At 57.4% G+C, this 19,001-nt stretch carries 14 protein-coding genes and 1 pseudogene; 9 read left to right on the top strand and 6 right to left on the bottom strand.

The genetic code is table 11. The annotated features are described in order from the left end of the window. Positions 1–36 precede the first annotated feature (36 nt). Together XANALMUS060_RS03870 and XANALMUS060_RS03865 are read left to right on the top strand one after the other, a co-directional pair. Positions 37–870 (top strand): thiol:disulfide interchange protein DsbA/DsbL, encoded by an 834-nt coding sequence (locus tag XANALMUS060_RS03870; RefSeq protein WP_045737364.1) that lies wholly within the window; start codon positions 37–39, stop codon positions 868–870. 25 nt (positions 871–895) lie between these two features. Beyond that, the gene (locus XANALMUS060_RS03865; RefSeq protein ID WP_045737229.1) at positions 896–1,663 is read left to right on the top strand and encodes an endonuclease/exonuclease/phosphatase family protein; all 768 of its coding nucleotides are present in this window, start codon (positions 896–898) and stop codon (positions 1,661–1,663) included. A gap of 76 nt (positions 1,664–1,739) precedes the next feature. Here XANALMUS060_RS03865 and XANALMUS060_RS03860 read toward each other — a convergent pair whose 3' ends face one another. Next, positions 1,740–4,625 carry a TonB-dependent receptor gene (locus XANALMUS060_RS03860; RefSeq protein WP_045737228.1) on the bottom strand — a complete coding sequence of 962 codons (2,886 nt, stop codon included), beginning with the start codon at positions 4,623–4,625 and terminating at the stop codon, positions 1,740–1,742. Between the two features lie 543 nt (positions 4,626–5,168). Between XANALMUS060_RS03860 and XANALMUS060_RS03855 the strand changes: the two genes are divergently transcribed. The 7 genes and pseudogenes from XANALMUS060_RS03855 (at position 5,169) to XANALMUS060_RS03835 (ending at position 13,262) form a co-directional block, all read left to right on the top strand. Beyond that, positions 5,169–5,999, top strand: coding sequence for a TauD/TfdA family dioxygenase (locus XANALMUS060_RS03855; RefSeq protein ID WP_152640379.1), 831 nt, complete (start codon positions 5,169–5,171; stop codon positions 5,997–5,999). A 39-nt stretch (positions 6,000–6,038) separates the two neighbouring features. Next, the gene (locus XANALMUS060_RS03850; RefSeq protein ID WP_045737227.1) at positions 6,039–7,082 is read left to right on the top strand and encodes a sulfotransferase; all 1,044 of its coding nucleotides are present in this window, start codon (positions 6,039–6,041) and stop codon (positions 7,080–7,082) included. 231 nt (positions 7,083–7,313) lie between these two features. Further along, positions 7,314–8,499, top strand: a pseudogene (locus XANALMUS060_RS03845) (aspartate aminotransferase family protein). Between the two features lie 25 nt (positions 8,500–8,524). Continuing rightward, the gene (locus tag XANALMUS060_RS18225) at positions 8,525–9,184 is read left to right on the top strand and encodes a 2OG-Fe(II) oxygenase (RefSeq protein WP_082064893.1); all 660 of its coding nucleotides are present in this window, start codon (positions 8,525–8,527) and stop codon (positions 9,182–9,184) included. A gap of 37 nt (positions 9,185–9,221) precedes the next feature. Then, a complete protein-coding gene (locus XANALMUS060_RS18220; RefSeq protein ID WP_235430340.1) occupies positions 9,222–9,761 on the top strand; it encodes an AAA family ATPase in 540 nt (179 codons plus the stop codon). A gap of 218 nt (positions 9,762–9,979) precedes the next feature. Next, complete coding sequence (locus tag XANALMUS060_RS03840; RefSeq protein WP_045737226.1) at positions 9,980–11,938, top strand: transglycosylase SLT domain-containing protein; 1,959 nt, start codon at positions 9,980–9,982, stop codon at positions 11,936–11,938. A 67-nt stretch (positions 11,939–12,005) separates the two neighbouring features. Beyond that, positions 12,006–13,262: a multifunctional CCA addition/repair protein gene (locus XANALMUS060_RS03835; RefSeq protein WP_045737225.1), complete on the top strand. Its 1,257-nt coding sequence runs from the start codon at positions 12,006–12,008 to the stop codon at positions 13,260–13,262. Between the two features lie 261 nt (positions 13,263–13,523). On the opposite strand, the gene XANALMUS060_RS18215 is transcribed toward XANALMUS060_RS03835, so the two are convergent. The 5 genes from XANALMUS060_RS18215 to XANALMUS060_RS03815 form a co-directional block, all read right to left on the bottom strand. Beyond that, on the bottom strand, positions 13,524–14,783 hold the full coding sequence (locus XANALMUS060_RS18215) for a peptidoglycan-binding protein (RefSeq protein WP_082064890.1): 1,260 nt from the start codon (positions 14,781–14,783) through the stop codon (positions 13,524–13,526). 23 nt (positions 14,784–14,806) lie between these two features. Further along, on the bottom strand, positions 14,807–15,379 hold the full coding sequence (locus XANALMUS060_RS19575) for a hypothetical protein (RefSeq protein WP_152640378.1): 573 nt from the start codon (positions 15,377–15,379) through the stop codon (positions 14,807–14,809). 49 nt (positions 15,380–15,428) lie between these two features. Next, a complete protein-coding gene (locus XANALMUS060_RS18210) occupies positions 15,429–16,088 on the bottom strand; it encodes a lysozyme inhibitor LprI family protein (RefSeq protein WP_235430339.1) in 660 nt (219 codons plus the stop codon). A 211-nt stretch (positions 16,089–16,299) separates the two neighbouring features. After that, positions 16,300–16,944, bottom strand: coding sequence for a hypothetical protein (locus tag XANALMUS060_RS03820; protein ID WP_045737224.1), 645 nt, complete (start codon positions 16,942–16,944; stop codon positions 16,300–16,302). A gap of 24 nt (positions 16,945–16,968) precedes the next feature. Further along, on the bottom strand, positions 16,969–18,924 hold the full coding sequence (locus XANALMUS060_RS03815) for a type IV secretory system conjugative DNA transfer family protein (protein ID WP_343122966.1): 1,956 nt from the start codon (positions 18,922–18,924) through the stop codon (positions 16,969–16,971). Positions 18,925–19,001 lie beyond the last annotated feature (77 nt).

Below are 19,001 nucleotides of genomic sequence, written 5' to 3'. Positions count from 1 at the left end.
CGGCGCATGCCCCCTATCCTGCTGGAGATGTCGCCGATGAAGACCCGCTTCGCCCTGATCCTGATGGCCCTGCTGCCGATTCTGGTGGCCTGCAAGGCCAAGGACGGCACCACCGACACCGTCGCCCCCACTACCGCAACGGCAGCGGCCAGCGACAACAGCACCGCCACCGCCGCGCCCACCGAAACCGCGCCAACGCCAGCAACGGCCGAGGCGAGCGCGCCGCCAGCGGCCGAAAGCGCCCCCTCCCCCTCCGCCGCGCCAACCGCGGCGGCGAAGAAGCCCAACGGTCCGGAGCCGGTCGCCGGCACCGACTACATCGACATCCCGGGCGGCCAACCGTTCCAGCCGACCAACGGCAAGGTCGAAGTCGCCGAAGTCTTCGGCTATGTGTGCCCTGCCTGCGCAGGCTTCCAGCCGTTGATCGACCCATGGAAAGCCGGCCTGCCGTCGGACGTGCACTTCATCTACGTCCCGGCGATGTTCGGCGGCACCTGGGACGACTACGCGCGTGCGTTCTACGCCGCCGAAGCGTTGGGCGTGCAGGAAAAGACCCACGACGCCTTGTACAAGGCCATCCACGTCGACGCGACGCTCAAGGGCGAGCGCGGCCGCGACTCGGTGCAGGACATCGCCAATTTCTACGCCAAGTACGGCGTGGATCCGAAGCAATTCGCCGACACCATGAGCAGCTTCGCGGTGGCAACAAAGACCAATCGCGCCAAGCAATTCGCGACCCGCAGCGGCATCACCGGCACGCCGTCGCTGATCGTGGATGGCAAATATTTGATCAAAGGCAAAAACTACAACGACATGCTGCACATCGCCGATCAATTGATCGCGCGCGAACGTGCGGCGCTGTCCAAGTAGACACACTGCGTCGAGCCACAGCGACGTGACCGCTCCCGCCACTCGCACCCTGCGCGTGCTGACCGCCAATATCCAGGCCGGTTCCAGCACGCGCCGCTACAGCGACTATGTGACTCGCAGTTGGTCGCATGCGCTGCCGGCCGGGAGCAAGCGCAGCAGTCTGGATACGATCGCGCAATTGGCCAGCGCCCACGACATCGTCGGCTTGCAGGAAAGCGATCCTGGCAGTCTGCGCTCGGGCTTCACCAACCAGACCCACTACCTGGCCGAGCGCGCCGGTTTCCATTACTGGAGCCACCAACCGAACCGGCGCGTGGGCGGCGTGGCGTCCAGCGCCAACGGCCTGCTTAGCCGGCTGGAGCCGCTGGAGGTGCAGAGCCATGCCCTGCCAGGCCGCCTCGGTGGCCGCGGCGTGCTGCTGGCCAAGTTCGGCGACGGCAACGAGGGCCTGGCGATCGCGGTGGCACACCTGTCGCTGGGCGCAACCTCGCGCACGGTGCAATTGGCATTCATTGCGGACCTGCTCGCCGATCATCCCAACGCCATCTTGATGGGCGATTTCAACTGCCTCGCCGACCGCCCGGAAATGCAGTTGTTGTACCAGCGCACCCGGCTGCAACCACCGACTTGCGTGGTGCCCACCTTCCCCAGTTGGCGCCCGCAGCGGGCCATCGACCACATCCTGGTCAGCGACGGCCTGCGCTGCAATGCCCATCGCGCCGTACCCGCCGCCTTCTCAGACCACCTGGCACTGACCACCGAAGTCGAAGTGCCGCAAGCGCTGCTGCGTTGACCGCTCACGCAGCACGCACGTCGTGCCGTCATCGAGGCCATTGCATCATGCACTGGCCTGCGCACACGACACGGCCCTAAAACTTCACATCCACGCGCGCATACAGATAACGACCGCCGGGAATCGCATAGGTCGAGGCGTCGTAGCCATTGAGCGAACACGACAAACAGATCGGCGGATTCTTGTCGAACACATTGTTGACGCCGCCGCTGACAGTCATCCCCTTGAGCCAATCGAAGCGGTAGCCCACCTGCGCGTCGTGATAGGTCATCGCCGCCAGCGTGTTGGTCCCGGCAACTTGATTACTGCACACTGCAAATGCGACCGCGTCGCCGCACTGCTCGGTCAGTGCGGACAGATGCCGCAGCGTCCATGACGCATTCCAGCGTCCACGCGTCCAATCCAGCGTCATGGTGCTGGTCCACTCCGGGATGGCGCTGTCCACCACCTCCACGCCGGGGCGTTGCGGTTGCACTTGGCCAGCCGCCCCCGTGGCAACGTAGCGGGTGACGAACGTATTCCGCCAGCGCAGCTTGAAGCGTCCGCGCGCCGTTTCCGGCGAGCTCCAGAACATGCCCACATCCCAGCCGTCGGTCTTGATCGCCCCAAGATTGGTCAAACGGTTATTGAAGCCGTTGATGACGCCCGTGGCGGCGCGGGTGATACCTTGACAGTAGATTGGCGAGAGCGTCTGCACGCACGCATCGAGCTGGGATTGCGCATTGATCGCCTGGATCGCGCCATCGATGTCATGACGGTAGAAGGTGACATCGACATCGAAGTGGTCCGACCACGGCACGCTGCTGGCGAACCATGGGCTCCACACGAAGCCCGCACTGAAGCTGCGCGCCTTCTCCGGCTTCAGCGCCCGGTTGCCGCCGGTGGTCACCGAGATCTGCGCATTGGCCTGCTGATAACCGGCCGGCGCACCGAGCGCGGCGCAGTGGGACGCACTGCCGCGCGGCGCGGTACCGCCCAGGCCAACCGAACACGGGTCGGAGAGCGTCAGGTCCGCACGCGCGGCCGAGCCATACAACTCGCCAATGCTAGGGGCACGGAAGCCTTCGGCATAGCCGGTACGCAGCACGAAATCCGGCGACACCTGCCAGCGCAGGCCGTACTTCGGCGTGAATTCGCTACCGAAGGTGGAATAATCCGAATAACGCCCTGCCAGGCTGAGATCCAGTTTATCGCCCAGCGGCGAGTCGGCGAAGATCGGCACGCTCAGTTCGAGGTAAGCCTCTTTGACATCGTAACTGCCCTGGGTCGGCAACGACGGCACCCCGTTGTAATGGCCGATCACGGTCAATGGATCGGGCTGATACCACCCCTCGTATCTGCGATATTCGATCCCGGTGGCGAAGGACAACGCACCTGCGGGGAGTCGGAACAGATCGCTACTGAGGTTGCTGGTGAACTGGGTCAGTACGTTCTGGCTGCGATCGTGCAGTACCGGCTGAATCCAGCGCAACATACTTGGCGTGATACTGCCAGCACCGCCGAAGAGATTCAGCGGCACACAACCGGGCACCGCCACGCATGCAGCCGGATCGCCCAACGCCACGTTGATGTTGTAGATGTTGTAACTGCCATGGTTGGTCTGCTCGGCGTGATTCTTGCTGTAGGTGCCGTTGACATCCCAGAACCAGGTACGGTCAGCGCCTTGAAAACTACCGATCAGGCCGGTCCCGATGTAATGCGTGTCCACGCGCTGCTCGAACACGCGCATGCCGCCCTCCACCGGCCGACGCGCGATCATGATCAGATTGCGCGCCGGGTCCAGAGCGAAGCCAAACGGGTTATATGGATTGGCGGCGGAAACGAACACATTATCGGCCAGCGGATTGCCGGTGCCGGCGCCTGGCCCCAGAAACATCGGCTCCGGCGCGGCCTGATTGATCGATGTCCGCCGATTGCCTAGCAGTTTCAGATACCCCTGCACTTGATCGTTAAAGAAGAAACGCAACTGTCCATATACGCCCTTGCGCTCGGACGGGGTCAGCAGCAGGTTGGACGGAGCGAAGTTGTAGCGGTCGGCGGTGCTGAAACAATGATAATCGTCGCGACGCCCGCAGCCTGGACTGCCATCGTAACGGGGCAAGGCGACACCATGATTGGGCGTCAGATCCTGCTGAGCGCCGGTATTGGGATCGATGAAGATGAAACGCCCATCGGGTGTGGCCGAGCTGCCGAAGCTCACCCCGGTGCCGGGAACCGGATACGAGGACTGCGTGCGATCACGTGCATAGATCGGATCCTGCTTGGTGTCGCTGGCACCGAGGAACACACTGGCGCGTTCGTTACTGTGGCCCCACGCCAGATCCACGCCCTTGTTGGCGCCATCGCCCTTGTCGTACAGACCATCGCTCAGCGTCACCTGCCCACCCTCGAAATCGCGCCGAGTGATGATGTTGACCACACCGGCAATCGCGTCGGAGCCGTACAGCGAGGAAGCGCCATCCTCCAGCACCTCGATGCGCTCGACGAGCGCCAGCGGAATGGTATTGAGATCGGTCGCCGCGCCCACTCCGGATGCGGAGGACTCGTTGACCCAACGCATGCCATCGACCAGCACCAGCACGCGCTTGGCACCGAGATGGCGCAGGTCCACCTGCGCCGAACCAGCACCGACGCCACTGCCATCGGGCGGAAAGCCCTGATTGCCGGAGGAGTTGAACTTGGCATTCAACGCCGAGCCGGAGGCGGTGAGTTGCTGCAGCACGTCGCCGATGGAAGTCAGGCCGGTGCGCTCGATATCGGCGCGACTCAAACGCTGCACGGGCACCTGGCCCTCCACTTCGGCGCGGCGGATGCGCGTTCCGGTGACCTGAACGCCATCCAGCGTGGAGGTCGTCGCGGAAGCGGCCGCCGTGCCCTGCTGTGCCCCGGCCAACGCTGGGGCACCCGCGAGCAAGGTCGAAGAAACTACGAAAACCAAACGATGACGGTGCAGGACATTCATCCGTCTCTCTCCGGAAAGGATGTGGGCCAGTCGTTGCGCCCCCTGTACCGCGCGGGCATAGATGCGTTGTAATCAAATCATGAACGACACGCAAGCACCAACACACGGCCCCCACCTAACGAGAAGACCCCGCATCCCGTAGCAAAAGCAACGGTGCCATCGTCATTTTTACGCGAAAATTGGACTGCAAACCGGAATGGGGAGAACATCACGGCATGCTGATTTCTTTACGTACATGATAGAGGGTGCGTGCAAGCTAAAGAGCCATTGCTTCATTGGCAAAATACGACGATCTGAAAGTGTAATCGCGCTCTTCGTGTCGAACACAGAGAAATCAATCAACCATAATTTGCTGATCTGAATCACTGAAAATTTTTTGCACGAAAAAAATTTCATTTTTATTATTATTGATGTAAAAACGCAAGATTTTATGCGTTCTGCGAAGTCAAAAGGCGATGATCGCCTGGCTTTCCTATGAAACTCTGTCGCATGCGTTTCCCAGAAAATTTCAGGATTAAAATTTTACTTCGCCAGAGGTAGAGCATGCAAAGCCGTTTCCACGGTTGGTCCGCGCAGGTGCTCGATGCGAGCGACACACAGGCCGTCATGCGCGATATCGACAAGTATGGGTTCGCTATCGTCCAGGACGAATGGCGATTCGATGCATCAGACTTCGAACGGATGGCGACGCTCTATCATCTCGGGCCGATGTATCAGTCCGATTTCAACCGCCGCATGCACATGGAAGGCATGTCGACGTCTGGCATCAACCAGGTCGGCGGTTTAACCAGCGGTCAACACGATGTCTTCAACGGCACCACGGGGGCGGCCTTGCATACCGATGGTTCCTACTTGCCTATTGGTACGATCAAGACGTCGATCCTGCTCTGCAAGCAGCATGCGCTTGGCGGTGGCGAATCGACGCTGTTCGATAGCCTGGCGGCATTTCATGCGCTTTCCAGACATCACCCAGAACTCGCTCAGTGCCTGCTAGCGCCCAAGGTGTTCCGACGCAGATCGACCGATTCGCGCCTTGACAGACAATATGAGCACATCGGGCCGGTATTTCTCAGCGCAGAAGACGGTGGAATCGTTGGCGGCTTCACCATCGACGTGACTGCGGACTGGGACTATTCGCGCCGCGTGGAACCTCGAGTGCTCGATGCTGTGGCTTACCTGACCCGCCTTGCCGAGCCGGATAGCGGGTATACGCTGAGCTTTACCCTGCGAAGAGGGCAGGCATTGATCATACGCAACGATCAGCTTTCACACGGGCGGAAGGCCTATGTCGACGATCCTTTCAATCCGCGCATTCTACTGCGAGGTCTATTCCTGTCAGCTCCATGCGCACGCCATGCAGGGAAAGTTTCCTAGCGCTTCGGCTTCCACGTCATTACATCGAACCCGGCACAAATGACGGATACGACAGCACCGATACTCACATCCCAATGGTCCGCATGGATGTCTTACAGCGAACGCGAGTTCGCCACGCGCATTCAGAGCGACCTTGCAAAACACGCGATTGACGACGATCTGGTTTCTGCCATCGCCGAATTCGTACATGAATATCGCGCTGGCGGAAGAAACTGGAGCCGGCAGGGGCTGCGAGGCGACGAAGTATTGGCACCCATGCTCGGCCTGGCAGATCGCGCGCCCACGATGCTGGAACTCCTGCGCGCACAGGTCGCGCAGGCCGAGCACAACAAATGGCTGGGCGGCAGCCTGCGCGAAGAGGTCGCCTGCGCACAGAAGCGGTACACCAAGTTCGCCATCGTATCGACACCACGCTCCGGCACACACCTCTTGCGCACGCTGCTCGGCTCACATCCATGTATCGAGATGCACGGCGAAGCATTCAATCGGTTCGGCCAGCACTTGCTTCCATATTCCGTACAGGACACCAGCGCAGAGCGCATTCTTGAGCGACATCTATTTCGACCGTATTTCGAATATGTGGAAGCTGTTGGCTTCGTGCTCTTTCGCGATCTCGACACAGAGTGGGCAGGTGCAGATATCTGGGAGACACTGGCTGGGTTGCGGGATCTAAAAATCATCCTGCTGGATCGACGCAACCGTCTCGAACGACTGGTGTCGCTCAAGAAAAGTCTGCTCGACCAGGTCTGGTACGTCGGTCGTGACGATCAGAGATTCCGGAAACAGATCAAACTGACCATTCCGCATGGGGAACTCGTAGAGTTTATCGACCATGACCTTGCCAATCTAGCCAATTTTCATGCTCGCTTTGCTTGTCACGAGATCTTGTCAATCGAATACGAAGACCTACTCGCCAAACCCGAATCTGTACACGAAAAATTACTTTCCTTCCTTCATGTCTCAGCGGCAAGACTCGAACCAGGAACAGGAAAAAAGGAGACATCCTCGGTCTGGTCGACGATCGAAAACAACGAGCAATTGAAGCTGGAACTTCAGGGAACACAATATGAGCGCTATCTCTAGACCTCGCCGCTATTGGCCGCCGTATACGCCCATGAATACGGAGGATCACCGACCTAGAATCGTGCGCGGCCAGGGGAGTTATCTCTACGACGAGACGGGCATGCGCTATCTAAAACAACGAGCAATTGAAGCTGGAACTTCAGGGAACACAATATGAGCGCTATCTCTAGACCTCGCCGCTATTGGCCGCCGTATACGCCCATGAATACGGAGGATCACCGACCTAGAATCGTGCGCGGCCAGGGGAGTTATCTCTACGACGAGACGGGCATGCGCTATCTAGACGACGGCATATCGGGCAGTTATAATCATTGCCTTGGTCACTCTCACCCGGCCCTGATCGAGGTGGTCAAACAGCAGATAGATACACTGGTCCACGCGTGCAATATCGGCTCAAGCACATTACTGCCAGAGGCACTCGCGGAACGACTCGGCGATGCATTGGCACCATCGGGACTTGCACATACATTCCTTGTAAGCGGTGGTAGCGAGGGGGTCGAAACCGCACTGAAAATGGCATGGCACTATCAAATCAGTCGCAACCAGCCGCAGCGGACGCGAGTCGTGGCGATTGATGGCGCTTATCATGGCTGCACGCTCGGGGCGATGGTCGCCACGCGACGCGCCTTCATCAACGCAGGCGCACTACCATTTGTCTCGACCTGTTCGATGACGATGCCTCTACCACAGAGCCTAGACGACTTATCGGCATGGGAGGCGCTGCTTGCCGAACACGGATCGACCGTGGCGGCACTCATCATCGAGCCGGTGATGGCGATGGCGGGAACACGGCAATTTCCACACGGCTTTTTTTTTGCGAGCGCTATCCTCGCTCGCCAGAGCACACGACATCCCCTTGATTTGCGACGAAGTCTATTGTGGCATCGGAAGAACCGGCGTTTTGTGCGAGTCGGCCTCTCAGGGGGCTAGTCCGGATATCGTCATTTTCAGTAAGAATCTCGGAGGTGGCTTCCCGATCACCGCCGTCATGGCAACAACCCAAATTGCCGAAAGCTTCGCATCACAACCTTTTCCGCTTTTTCGGCATGGACATACACAATCCGGCAACCTATTAGGCTGCCGTGCCGCCTTATTCATTCTCGATCACCTGCACACACAAGAATTTTATGAAAAAGTCAGGATGAAGGGAGCGCGTTTATTACAGGAAATTCGCAAAAATTTACCGATAACAGGCACGGTGGTGAGCGCACAAGGAAAAGGCCTGATGCTATCGATCACTTTCGACTCACCAGAAACATGCGGCCGTGTACAACACGAAGCGCGCCGACAGGGATTGATCATCGGAGCTGCGGATCGAAATCTGAAGCTTGCGCCACCCTTCACCATCAATGACACTGAGATCGACGAGCTGACACAGCACCTTACATGCGCGATAAGTAACGCGTCGTGCCATTGACTCTTTATTCAACACGAGGCAACACATGACCTCTGAATATTTCGCACTTGATCAAATTGCGGGAGGAACACTCCATGCCACGCCATTCAACTGGGGAGAGTTGCAGGCAATATGGCATAGCGACGCGCTAGCATACAGACTGGCAAGTGAGTTTCCGACAGAAGGATTCAACTTCCGCGAACGCAACGGCGGACATTTTTATCGACGCACCGTGGTTCCGCTTGGTTCGCTCGACGTAGACGAACCTGCGACATTGTCCGATACATGGCGCGCAATGTGCAAAGAACTCGTGTCAGACGCATTCAGGTCGTCCATGGCCGATTTCTGCGGAACAGACCTGACGAAATTCCCGATGGAGGCCGTTGCGTTTCGTGGAGGCCAAGACACGCACTACCTGCCACATGTGGATGCTTCGTTGCGCCGAGGTTTCCGCCTGATTATCTATTTCAATTCCCGCTGGGAACTCGACTGGGGTGGATTGCTTCGTATTCTCAATCCTCAAGACCACCATGAAGTTCACTACACCGTGGTTCCCGTGATCGGAAACGCTACCGTGATAATTCGCGATGGATGTTACCAAGATACTTGGCATGAAGTGACACGCTTATCCCCAACAGGCGGACTCACGCGCAACACCCTCAATGTCACTTACTATGAACCAGGGACGAAAGAAACAGCCCAGTGAGACAACGATGAGTCTTTGCCACAGGAAAAAACTCGTCATGCTTTACGGCCCACCCGCCGTTGGAAAATTAACTGTCGGCAAGGAAGTAGCCAAGCGTCTCTCCGCAACTCTTTTTCACAATCATCTGACTTACGATCTCGCCACCGCCTTACTAGGCGCAGATAGCAGCTTCGAAATTCGCCGGCGGTTCGCATGCCGATTGAGACTCGATGCGATTTCTTTATTGCTCGAATCCGAGCATCGCAACATCGTCACCACGTTTTGTTATGAAGGCCCCAATGATGACTGGTATGTCGATGCACTCAAATTTCTCTGCACAAAATATTTGACAACACCTTATTTTGTGCAACTAAAGGCACGTCACGACCAGCTCATCGACAGAGTAGAGAATCCCGATCGACGCGCATTCGGAAAGGTCAATCATTGCGAACAGCTTGCTGCGATTCTGCAACAGTGCCCATATAGAGTCCCGATCCGTGCGGACAACCATCTCTGCATCGATACATCGAATCTCTTGCCAGATGACGCGGCTATTGCAGTGGCAAAATGGACCGACTTGACACCCTCAAACGGGTGAGGCCAAGCCCAGTGCAGACGACACCCTGCCTGCATCTTTCGGCACCGATATACCAGGGAAACTCGTTTGAAATTCGCAATACATCACACACTATCGTCATTCTCGATAGATCGGGTCGATGCTGACGCGACATTTGCGGCATCGGTTGCCGACTCGCCGGTCATCGTGTCGCCCACCATTGGCACGTCCATTCATCGGCGTCCGGTATAGTCTTGCTCATGATCCTGCGCACCTCTCTCCTGCTATTGACTGCCGCACTGTGCGGTAGCACGCCCGCTCTCGCCCAATCGCTCGATGCCCAGCGTCCGGCACTACGCGCGGCAATCGAGGATGCAGAGCAAGGGCACTTCGATCCCGCCCAGGCCGCCGCGTTCAAACAGCATCCACTGTACGGCTGGCTGGAATACGCCAACTTGCGCCGCACAATCGACCAGGTACCCGATGCACAGGCGCAGGATTTTCTCAAGCGCTACGCGGGTCAGCCGGTCGCAGAGAGTTTCCGAGCGCTATGGCTGGCGGCGCTGGCGCGGCGCCAGGATTGGTCAACGCTGCTGGCAAACTGGAAGCCCACCGATAATCTCGGCTTGCGCTGTGCGCAACTCAACGCGCGCCAGGCCACCGGTCATGCCGATGCGCAATGGGTCCAGGAAGCGCAGGGGTTGTGGCGCAGCAACATCAAATCGTCATCGACCGATGGCTGCGATACGGTCTTCGACACACTGCAGGCGCACGCTGGCATCAGCGATGCACTGCGTTGGGAACGAGTGGAAGCCGCGGCGGACGCGCAACAGCCTGCGGTCATGCGCGCCGCCGCACATGGCCTGCCCGCTGCCGAACTGAGCCTGGCCAACGATTACGCCGCTTTTCTGGATGCCGTGCACCCGCGCGCACTGAACTGGCCCAAGACCGAGCGTAGCCGCAAGGTCGCCGTGGACGGGCTGGAGAAACTGGCCAAGACCGATCCGGATGCCGCCGAGCAGCAACTGCCCTCGTTCGCCCAGGCGCTCCAGTTCAACGAGGCGCAACGTGGCGCGGTGCTGTACCAGATCGCGCTGTGGACGGTGGCCTCCTACGGCCCCGATTCGGCGCGCCGGCTCAATGCGGTGCCGGAATCGGCCTACGACGAGCGCCTGTACGAATGGCGCGCACGCGAAGCGATGGCGCGTGGCGACTGGCCAGCGGCACTGGTCGCGATCCGCAAGATGCCGGCGGCGCAGCGCAACGATTCGCGCTGGCAATATTTCGAGGCACGGCTCGCTGAAAAAACCGGCAACACCGCCGAGGCACAGCGGCTGTACCACGCGGCCGCAACGTCCAGCACCTTCCACGGCTTCATGGCCGCCGACCGACTCAAGCAAGCCTACACGCTATGTCCGTGGGAACCCAACGACAACGCGCAGGCGCAGGTCGCCGTGGCACGCGATCCGGCCATGATCCGAGCGCTGGAACTCTTCAAGATCGACCGCATCGGCTGGGCAACCGCCGAATGGAACGATGCGCTGAGCCGTTTCGACGACACGCAACGGCGGCTAGCGGTGGAAGTGGCGAGCCACACGGGTTGGTTCGACCGCGCGGTGTTCTCGCTGGGCAAACATCCGGAAGAACAACGCCTGTACCTGCTGCGCTTCCCGCTGGACCACGACGCCAGTCTCCGCCGTGAGGCCAGCAAGAACGCAATCGATCCGACATGGATCGCCGCCGAGATCCGTGCCGAAAGCATCTTCAACCCGAATGCACGCTCATCGGCCAACGCAATCGGGCTGATGCAGTTACTGCCCGCCACCGGCGCCAACATCGCCCGCGCCATCGGCCTGACAGGCTACAGCGGTGCCGCCAGTCTGTACGATCCGGACATCAACATCGCCATCGGCACCGCTTATCTGCGTCAGTTGCTGGACAGCTACGGCCAACCCTACCTGACCATCGCCGCTTACAACGCCGGCACCGGCCCCGCTACACGCTGGCAAACCCAGCGTCCCGGTTACGATGCCGACTTCTGGATCGAGACAATCAGCTATAAAGAAACTCGCGAATACGTGGCGCGTGTCCTCGCCTTCAGTGTGATCTACGACTGGCGCCTCAACGGCAATGCGCTGCCCGTTAGCGAGCGCATGCTGGGCAAGTTCGACGCACCGCGCAAGGCATTCGTCTGCGCAAACGCCGGCAATCACCAATGAATCCAGGCGACCTCGCATCGACCGCTGATTCCACCTATCCCGGACCGCACCTCGCACATCGCACAACATGAAGACCTATCTCGTCGGCGGCGCGGTGCGCGACGCCCTGCTCGGACTGCCGTCCGGCGACCGCGACTGGGTGGTGGTCGGCGCCACCCCGGACCAGCTCCTGGGTATGGGTTACAAACAGGTCGGTCGTGATTTCCCGGTCTTCCTGCATCCGCACAGTGGCGAGGAATACGCACTGGCGCGTACAGAGCGCAAATCCGGACGCGGCTACCACGGCTTCGTGGTCCAGGCCGATCCATCGGTGACCCTGGAAGAGGACCTGCAACGGCGCGACTTCACCATCAACGCCATCGCCCGCGACGAAGAAGACGGACGTCTGCTCGATCCGTATGGCGGCGTGCGCGATCTCGAACGCCGCGTGCTGCGCCACGTCGGCCCAGCCTTCGGCGAAGACCCGCTGCGCGTGCTGCGCGCGGCACGGTTCATGGCGCGGCTGGCGCCGCTCGGTTTCCAGATCGCCCCGGACACCATGGCGCTGATGCGCGCGATGGCGGCCAGCGGCGAACTGGAAGCGCTGGTACCCGAACGGGTATGGCAGGAATTGCGACGCAGCCTCGCCTCGGCGCAACCTTCCGCCTTTCTGCGTACCCTGCACGAAGCCGCAGCGTTGCGCTGCGTGCTACCGGAACTGGACGCACTCTACGGCGTGCCGCAGCGTGCCGAATACCATCCGGAAATCGATACTGGCCGCCACCAGGAACTCGTCAGCGACATGGCCGCGCGGCTCGCGCCGGGCGATGCGCTGATCGGATTCGCCGCGCTGACGCACGACCTGGGCAAGGCGCTGACACCACCGGCCGAATGGCCACGCCACCTCATGCACGAACAACGCGGGTTGGCGCCACTGCACGCACTGTGCAAGCGACTGAAGATCCCGCAGGAACATCGGCAACTGGCCGAAATCGCCTGTCGCGAGCATTTGAACGTGCACCGTCTGGCCGAACTGCGCGACCGTACCGTGCACGAACTACTGCAACGCTGCGACGGTTTCCGCAAGCCCGAGCGCATCGCGCAACTGGCGCTGGTGTGCGAGGCCGACAAGCGTGGCCGTCTCGGCAGCGAAGATGCCGACTATCCGCAAGGACGCGACCTGCAGTGTCTGCATGCGGCCGCATTGGCGGTCAACGCGCGCGATCTTGCCGCACAGGGCCTGAGTGGCCCGCAGATCGGCCAGGCGCTGGCCAAAGCGCGGATCGCGGCGATCGCCGCCGCGCGGATCAGCATGCGTGCCTCCTCAGCGGCCAGCCAGAGATGACCTACAACCGCGCGCATACACCACGACCGTCCTCACCCTCCTCCATCGTGCCGTGTGCGAGTGCTATGGTTGCCACCACGTGTCGCACTATGCTTGGCGAACTGCCACTGCGACACGCCATGCGCTAACTCGGCCTGGCAACACTGCATCGTCGGCAAGTCGTTTCGGCAAAAGTCTCGCTGTGATACCCACTCGCTGTGATAGCAAAACGTCCAGTTGCGCGATCCGACGCGCGTTCCTGGAAGCGAAGAGCGCCATGGGTTATCGCCCACCTGGCATCGGCGGTCCGCCCATGACCGCCCCCTGCTGCGCGGCTTGTGCGTTGATCTGTGCGTTCTGTGCTTGAAGCTGCGCGTTGATCTGCGCCTGTTGCTGTTCGAACTGCTGCACCTGCTGCATGGTGTGTTGCACGCTGGGCGCAGGTTGATTGGTATTGAGCGTGGCGTTATCGGCGTGTATCGCGTTGGTCTGGAACAAGATGCTGCCACCACTACCAACGACATTGCCCAGATCAGCGGGCTGCTTGATGCCCGACATATAACAGGCCGCCGTCGCCTGTGTCAGCAACTCGGGGGACGTCCCCGGCGGAAACCCGTCCTTGAGTGTGTTGTAAAGCGGGTTCTGCGGATGGCTGGGGTCGCTGAAGTCGCGCAAGAGGGCACCGCGATCGTGAGCCAAACCCGGCATGCGCTGGTCACGCACGGCCGCATCCAGATGCTGCTGCGTGTCAGGCCCTAGTTTGCCGTCCACCACCAGCCCCTGGGCGCGCTGAAAGTCCTCGGCAGCGGCTTTGGTTGCAGAACCGAAACGGCCATCCGGCTCAGCCTTCAGATAGCCGAGGTCGTGCAGTTTTTGCTGGACGTGCTTGACGTCGTCGCCGTGCATGCCCTGTTTGAGGGTATGGGGCTGTGCTGGCTCTGGAGCCCCAGGCACATAACCGTGTTCTAGCTTGTGTTCCCACTCAGCTGCGGCTGCGCGGCGTTCTTTTAATCCTTCACCTGCCCTATTAATATCGTAGGTTGCTTTATCAACATCTTTTTGGTGACCAAAACGAACAACATTGTCTTTCCAGTATTGTACGGCAACCTTGGCAGCAACTTCTCTCATAGCCACAGAATCTGGATTTCCAACTAAATCAAGCCCAATCTCCCTTCCAACGACCTCATATTGATTCCGCCCTGTGAGCTGGATGTATCCGCGCCCATGAAATCGCCAACCATCACCAGCTTCAGTATTCCCAAGTGCTTTTTCACCCCACTGCCCTCCGTAAACTGCTTCTGCTATTTTCTCCGACCCTCCTTTCACTATTTCATTCGCCTTGGCGACAGAATCAAGCCCATTCCTACCAGGAAATACCTCATACAACCTCTCCCCAGAATAATGCAGCGACTCCTGGAAGCTATTGAAATTTCGAGACTCGACCTGCATTTGACCCATAAAATTGGCCAATTCCCTCTTATCAGTAATTCCTTGAGATTGCGCATACTCCATTAAGAAGTCTGCATTTTCCTTAGATGTCATCTTGGCTCTCCGGAAAGAATTATTTAATTTACTCTCGGCAAGGCGTGTCCGTTTATATCCCCATCAAATTCCCACCCCAAAGTTTCTTTTAACAAAGAATCACTCAAAGAATCCTTAACACCTCCTTTTGCACACTTCATATCAACAACGGCGCGAATATCTCCAATTTTTTGAACAAGCACGCCGCCAATATTAAATCCATACCTACCGGAAACCGAATAAACAATATATTTAAAATTATTACTAACAAAAGAATAAGTATACCCCCCAGTGCCGCCCGGGTAGCCAAGAAATGAGCGCATAAAACCACCGCCCGGACTTGATGAATTTGACAAATAATTCATTTCAATTTTCTGCGGCTTGCCGAACGCATAGTAGAACCGGTGAGGCGCGACACTTCCTGATGCACACATCGAGACAATCTTTTTGCTATTGACCAAAGGACACGAAAAAACAATCTGATCCGGCTTTTTACACAGCGACCCTTCAACATACACAGACGCATCGAGCACTGGCACCGATTTATTCTCTGCCACACAGGCCAGCGACGTGAAGCCAGCCGCTATGACAAAACCCTTCACAATCAAACTACTCATGCGCCGCGACCTCCTATTTATTGTTTATTTGAATACAACGACCCTTTTCTCAACACTTACTAGAAAATTGGATCAGATTTTTTTCGGACATGCCCTGTGGCTTTACTGATTTAATATGAAAATCCCCAACCATATCATCCTTACAAACGACCACATCTTGACGTTGCTTTGCAACTTGCAATACACAGTAGCCACCAAATGTCTGCTCACCAACTCCTGGGCCAATGTGATTGCCATTTGACAGGCTTACCAATCGTCCACACTCGATAATTCTTCCGCTCTTCCTTTTCTCTACGAGAGACTGATTGAACGACTGAACATGGTCGTTAGGATCCCTGTAATCCTGTGCACTGATACTACAATCATGGACATCAGCCTTATCTCCACTGGGTGTTACACAGTAGGATTCATTGTTTTGAATATTTCTTTCATTTCGCTCCAACATGGCAATGCGTGCGGCATATATTTTTTGCAGGCAAGCTGCACTCTGGCAATTCGCACGCGTATATTGAATCCAATTTCGCTGCTCTTTAGCCAATGCCTTTTTATCGACAGGCTCTGAAACGGAGGCCATTGCTGTACGGTAGGCTTGCTGTAATTTTTCGTCCAGCGCAGATGTCTTTGCATCGTTACAAATCATCTTTTCCGTAACACCAACTACCTTCCCGCAATCGAAGCTGGCGGCAAAAACGTGACTCAACTTTGCCATCAGAGATAGTAAAAAAATAAACCTCATCGAATACATTGAGTAAGCCCTCATAGATCCACACACTTTGGCCCAACACTAAGATTAATAAATAACTGCACCACTATATATTATTGCTGATATTTCCACGCACAAAATCAGAATCTCCAAATGGGGGCATGATCTTACTCAGACTCCTCCCTTAGCGTCCCTATTCAGTAAGACAAACCCTCTTTCAGGTCGGAATCCTGTTTAAGTTCATGCAACGATTCTTCAACAAGCTTTCCGCTATAGCGAACTTTATTCTCAACGCAATCCAATTCAAGAAAGGCCCTATCCTCACCCACTTTTTGAACAAGTACGGACCCACCATGATATGGACTCCTAAAACCCTGCTCACCACTTTTTCCAGTAAAAGCCATCCCCTCGACTGCGCTGACAATGTATTTTTTGCCCTGAATCCCTGCTCACCACTTTTTCCAGTAAAAGCCATCCCCTCGACTGCGCTGACAATGTATTTTTTGCCCTGAATCAAAAACGAATACACCGCACTCCAACTACTGGCAAATGATAACTTTGCAACACTTAAACGATTAACCTCCGAATCCTTTCCGACAGGATAAGTCAGTTCAATCCTCTGCGGCTTACCGAACACATAGTAAAATCGATGCGGCGCGGCATTTCCTGCTGCACAAATCGAAACGGTCTTCTTAACCTGGGCCAAAGGACACGAAAAAACAATCTGATCCAGCTTTTTACACAGCGACCCTTCAACATACACAGACGCATCGAGCGCTGGCACCGATTTATTCTCTGCCACACAGGTCAGCGACGTGAAGCCCGCCGCTACGGCAACACCCATCACAATCAAACTGCGCATGTGCCGCCATCTCCTGTTGAATGTTCAGTTGAACACAAAAACCCTCTTCGGCTTCCCATTCCGTGCCGCTGCCAGTCGCTTTTCCAGCGGCTCCATCACCACCGGTGGTAACTGTGTCAACTGTTTGAGCTGCTTGTCCTTGAAGAACCAGTTCTTCTTGGCCCGTATCACTTTACAGCCCTCCTTGAAGATCAGTTCGTCGTCCTGCGGCAACTCTTTGATCTCCTGCGGCAACATCAAGGCGCGCCTTTCCTCGGTGTAGTTGATCGATACCTGACGACCGCCAGCGCCTCCACTGCTCTGGCTACGGTTTTGTCTGCGGATGGTCTTGTAACCCATCATCTCGCTGTATGCGTTGGCGTCGCTCTGCTCGCGCGGTGTCAACACGATCTGACAGCCGTGGTTGGTAATCAGATTCTGCGCATCATGATCGCCGTAGGTGCCGCACAACTGGGCGCGGCTTTGCACGATCACCAGACTGCGCACGCCGTAACTAGCTGAAATGGAAATGCGCTTGGCCCATACGTCCAACCTGCCCATGGCGGTGAATTCGTCCAGGAGCATGAGCATTTGGTATTTCAGGTCCGGCTCATCGCCCAGTTGCTTGTCCAGATTGTGGCCGATCACGGTGCTATAAAATATGTTGAGCAATTTACTGCTTTCGTCCAGCTTATTGGTTGGAATATCCACATAGACTGTCGTGGGCCGTTTGCGGATTGTGGTGATGTCAAAATCGGTCGCATTGGTGGCTGCCGCCAGCGTAGGATTCAGGAACTGCTGAAGCGGCGCCTGCATGACGGCCAGTACACTGGAAAACGTCTGCTCGGCCATACCGGAAAGATTATTGAAGACGGCGCGGGTCTGCGGGCTGACGTAGGCATAGCGCTTGTCAGGATCGCTGGCGATTGCCAGCAGCATCGTTTTGGTGTTCGTGCTGCCTTCACCCGACGACCACCGCAAAATGCGCTCGAAGCTGGGAAAGTTCTCCGAGGTGTTCGGTTGGGGCCACAAATCCACAGGCAAATTGCGCTCCTGCGATGCTTTCAGGTTGTGATCCCATCGCTCGAACATATAGGACGCGAAGGCGGTGAACGCGGCTCGACTCTGCGATGTCCAGAAAGGATCCTTGCCCTGTTCGTCCGGATACAGAATGGCGGCAATCGTCTGGATTTCGCCAATCCGCGTGCGCGCATCGCGATTGGCCAACAAGCTGAGAGGGTTGAAGCGGTGGGTGCGGCCTTCGACATCGTAGGGTGCCCACACGTAGACGCGCTGCCCCATTGCCACACGCTGGCCGCTGGTGAGCTTACGCAGCTCGCCTTTCAGATCTGAAACGACCACAGACTGCTGATACGTCAGCAAGGTCGGGATGGCGACGCTGGTGGTCTTGCCGGTTCGGGTCGCGGCGATCATGATGAGATGCAGGGCACCGTTCAGCCACAACAGGCGCCCCTTGTACTTGCCGATCAGGATGCTCTGCGCAGTCCGTTCCAACAGGCCGGCTTTTTTCAGATCACTCAACTTGGCGAAGCTGGCGTCGCCGTGCAACGATTCGGGCTTCGGCTTGAACAACCGAATCAGCACGATGAGCCAGACAAAGAGCGGCACGCCAAAACCGATGACGCCCGCCATTTTCACCTTGCCGGCATAAGGCGCATATTGTGGGAGACGCAATACTTTGACGTATTGCCACCAGGTGCCCCAGGCCAGCGGTGCCTGGACATGCAACAGTTTCAGAACCAGCCAGTCAGCGAAGTGCAAGCCCCCTGCAAAGCCCGCAACCAGCAAGATCGTTACGAAAAGCGATTTCACTGGCATCCTGACACCATCCAATTCATCCGATGAGCCCTGATGCTGCAAGCCAGCGTGGCTGATGTCAACGCTGGGCCGACTCAAGTTCCAAGTGCCCCACCCCTTGCAAACCGACGTTTCCGCACATTGCCACCACATCTCAAGCATTTGCAGATCAATGCCTTGCATTGTTTTTTTGTGGAATGTATGGCGTCAAATCGCTCTCCGAGGTGTTGCACTTGATTCTTGAGACCGCTGTACCGATG

The organism is Xanthomonas sp. MUS 060, from assembly GCF_000963215.1.
In the GTDB taxonomy this organism is placed as follows: Bacteria; Pseudomonadota; Gammaproteobacteria; order Xanthomonadales; family Xanthomonadaceae; genus Xanthomonas_A.
This window is presented reverse-complemented; position numbering and strand designations above follow the sequence as displayed.

Excerpts from the sequence above, each read along its gene's own strand:
- XANALMUS060_RS03870 (WP_045737364.1), top strand. The coding sequence starts at position 37 with ATGAAGACCCGCTTCGCCCTGATCCTGATGGCCCTGCTGCCGATTCTG.
- XANALMUS060_RS03860 (WP_045737228.1), bottom strand. The coding sequence starts at position 4,625 with ATGAATGTCCTGCACCGTCATCGTTTGGTTTTCGTAGTTTCTTCGACC.
- XANALMUS060_RS03855 (WP_152640379.1), top strand. The coding sequence starts at position 5,169 with ATGCAAAGCCGTTTCCACGGTTGGTCCGCGCAGGTGCTCGATGCGAGC.
- XANALMUS060_RS03850 (WP_045737227.1), top strand. The coding sequence starts at position 6,039 with ATGACGGATACGACAGCACCGATACTCACATCCCAATGGTCCGCATGG.
- XANALMUS060_RS18225 (WP_082064893.1), top strand. The coding sequence starts at position 8,525 with ATGACCTCTGAATATTTCGCACTTGATCAAATTGCGGGAGGAACACTC.
- XANALMUS060_RS18220 (WP_235430340.1), top strand. The coding sequence starts at position 9,222 with ATGCTTTACGGCCCACCCGCCGTTGGAAAATTAACTGTCGGCAAGGAA.
- XANALMUS060_RS03840 (WP_045737226.1), top strand. The coding sequence starts at position 9,980 with ATGATCCTGCGCACCTCTCTCCTGCTATTGACTGCCGCACTGTGCGGT.
- XANALMUS060_RS03835 (WP_045737225.1), top strand. The coding sequence starts at position 12,006 with ATGAAGACCTATCTCGTCGGCGGCGCGGTGCGCGACGCCCTGCTCGGA.
- XANALMUS060_RS18215 (WP_082064890.1), bottom strand. The coding sequence starts at position 14,783 with ATGACATCTAAGGAAAATGCAGACTTCTTAATGGAGTATGCGCAATCT.
- XANALMUS060_RS19575 (WP_152640378.1), bottom strand. The coding sequence starts at position 15,379 with ATGAGTAGTTTGATTGTGAAGGGTTTTGTCATAGCGGCTGGCTTCACG.
- XANALMUS060_RS18210 (WP_235430339.1), bottom strand. The coding sequence starts at position 16,088 with ATGGCAAAGTTGAGTCACGTTTTTGCCGCCAGCTTCGATTGCGGGAAG.
- XANALMUS060_RS03820 (WP_045737224.1), bottom strand. The coding sequence starts at position 16,944 with ATGCGCAGTTTGATTGTGATGGGTGTTGCCGTAGCGGCGGGCTTCACG.
- XANALMUS060_RS03815 (WP_343122966.1), bottom strand. The coding sequence starts at position 18,924 with ATGCAAGGCATTGATCTGCAAATGCTTGAGATGTGGTGGCAATGTGCG.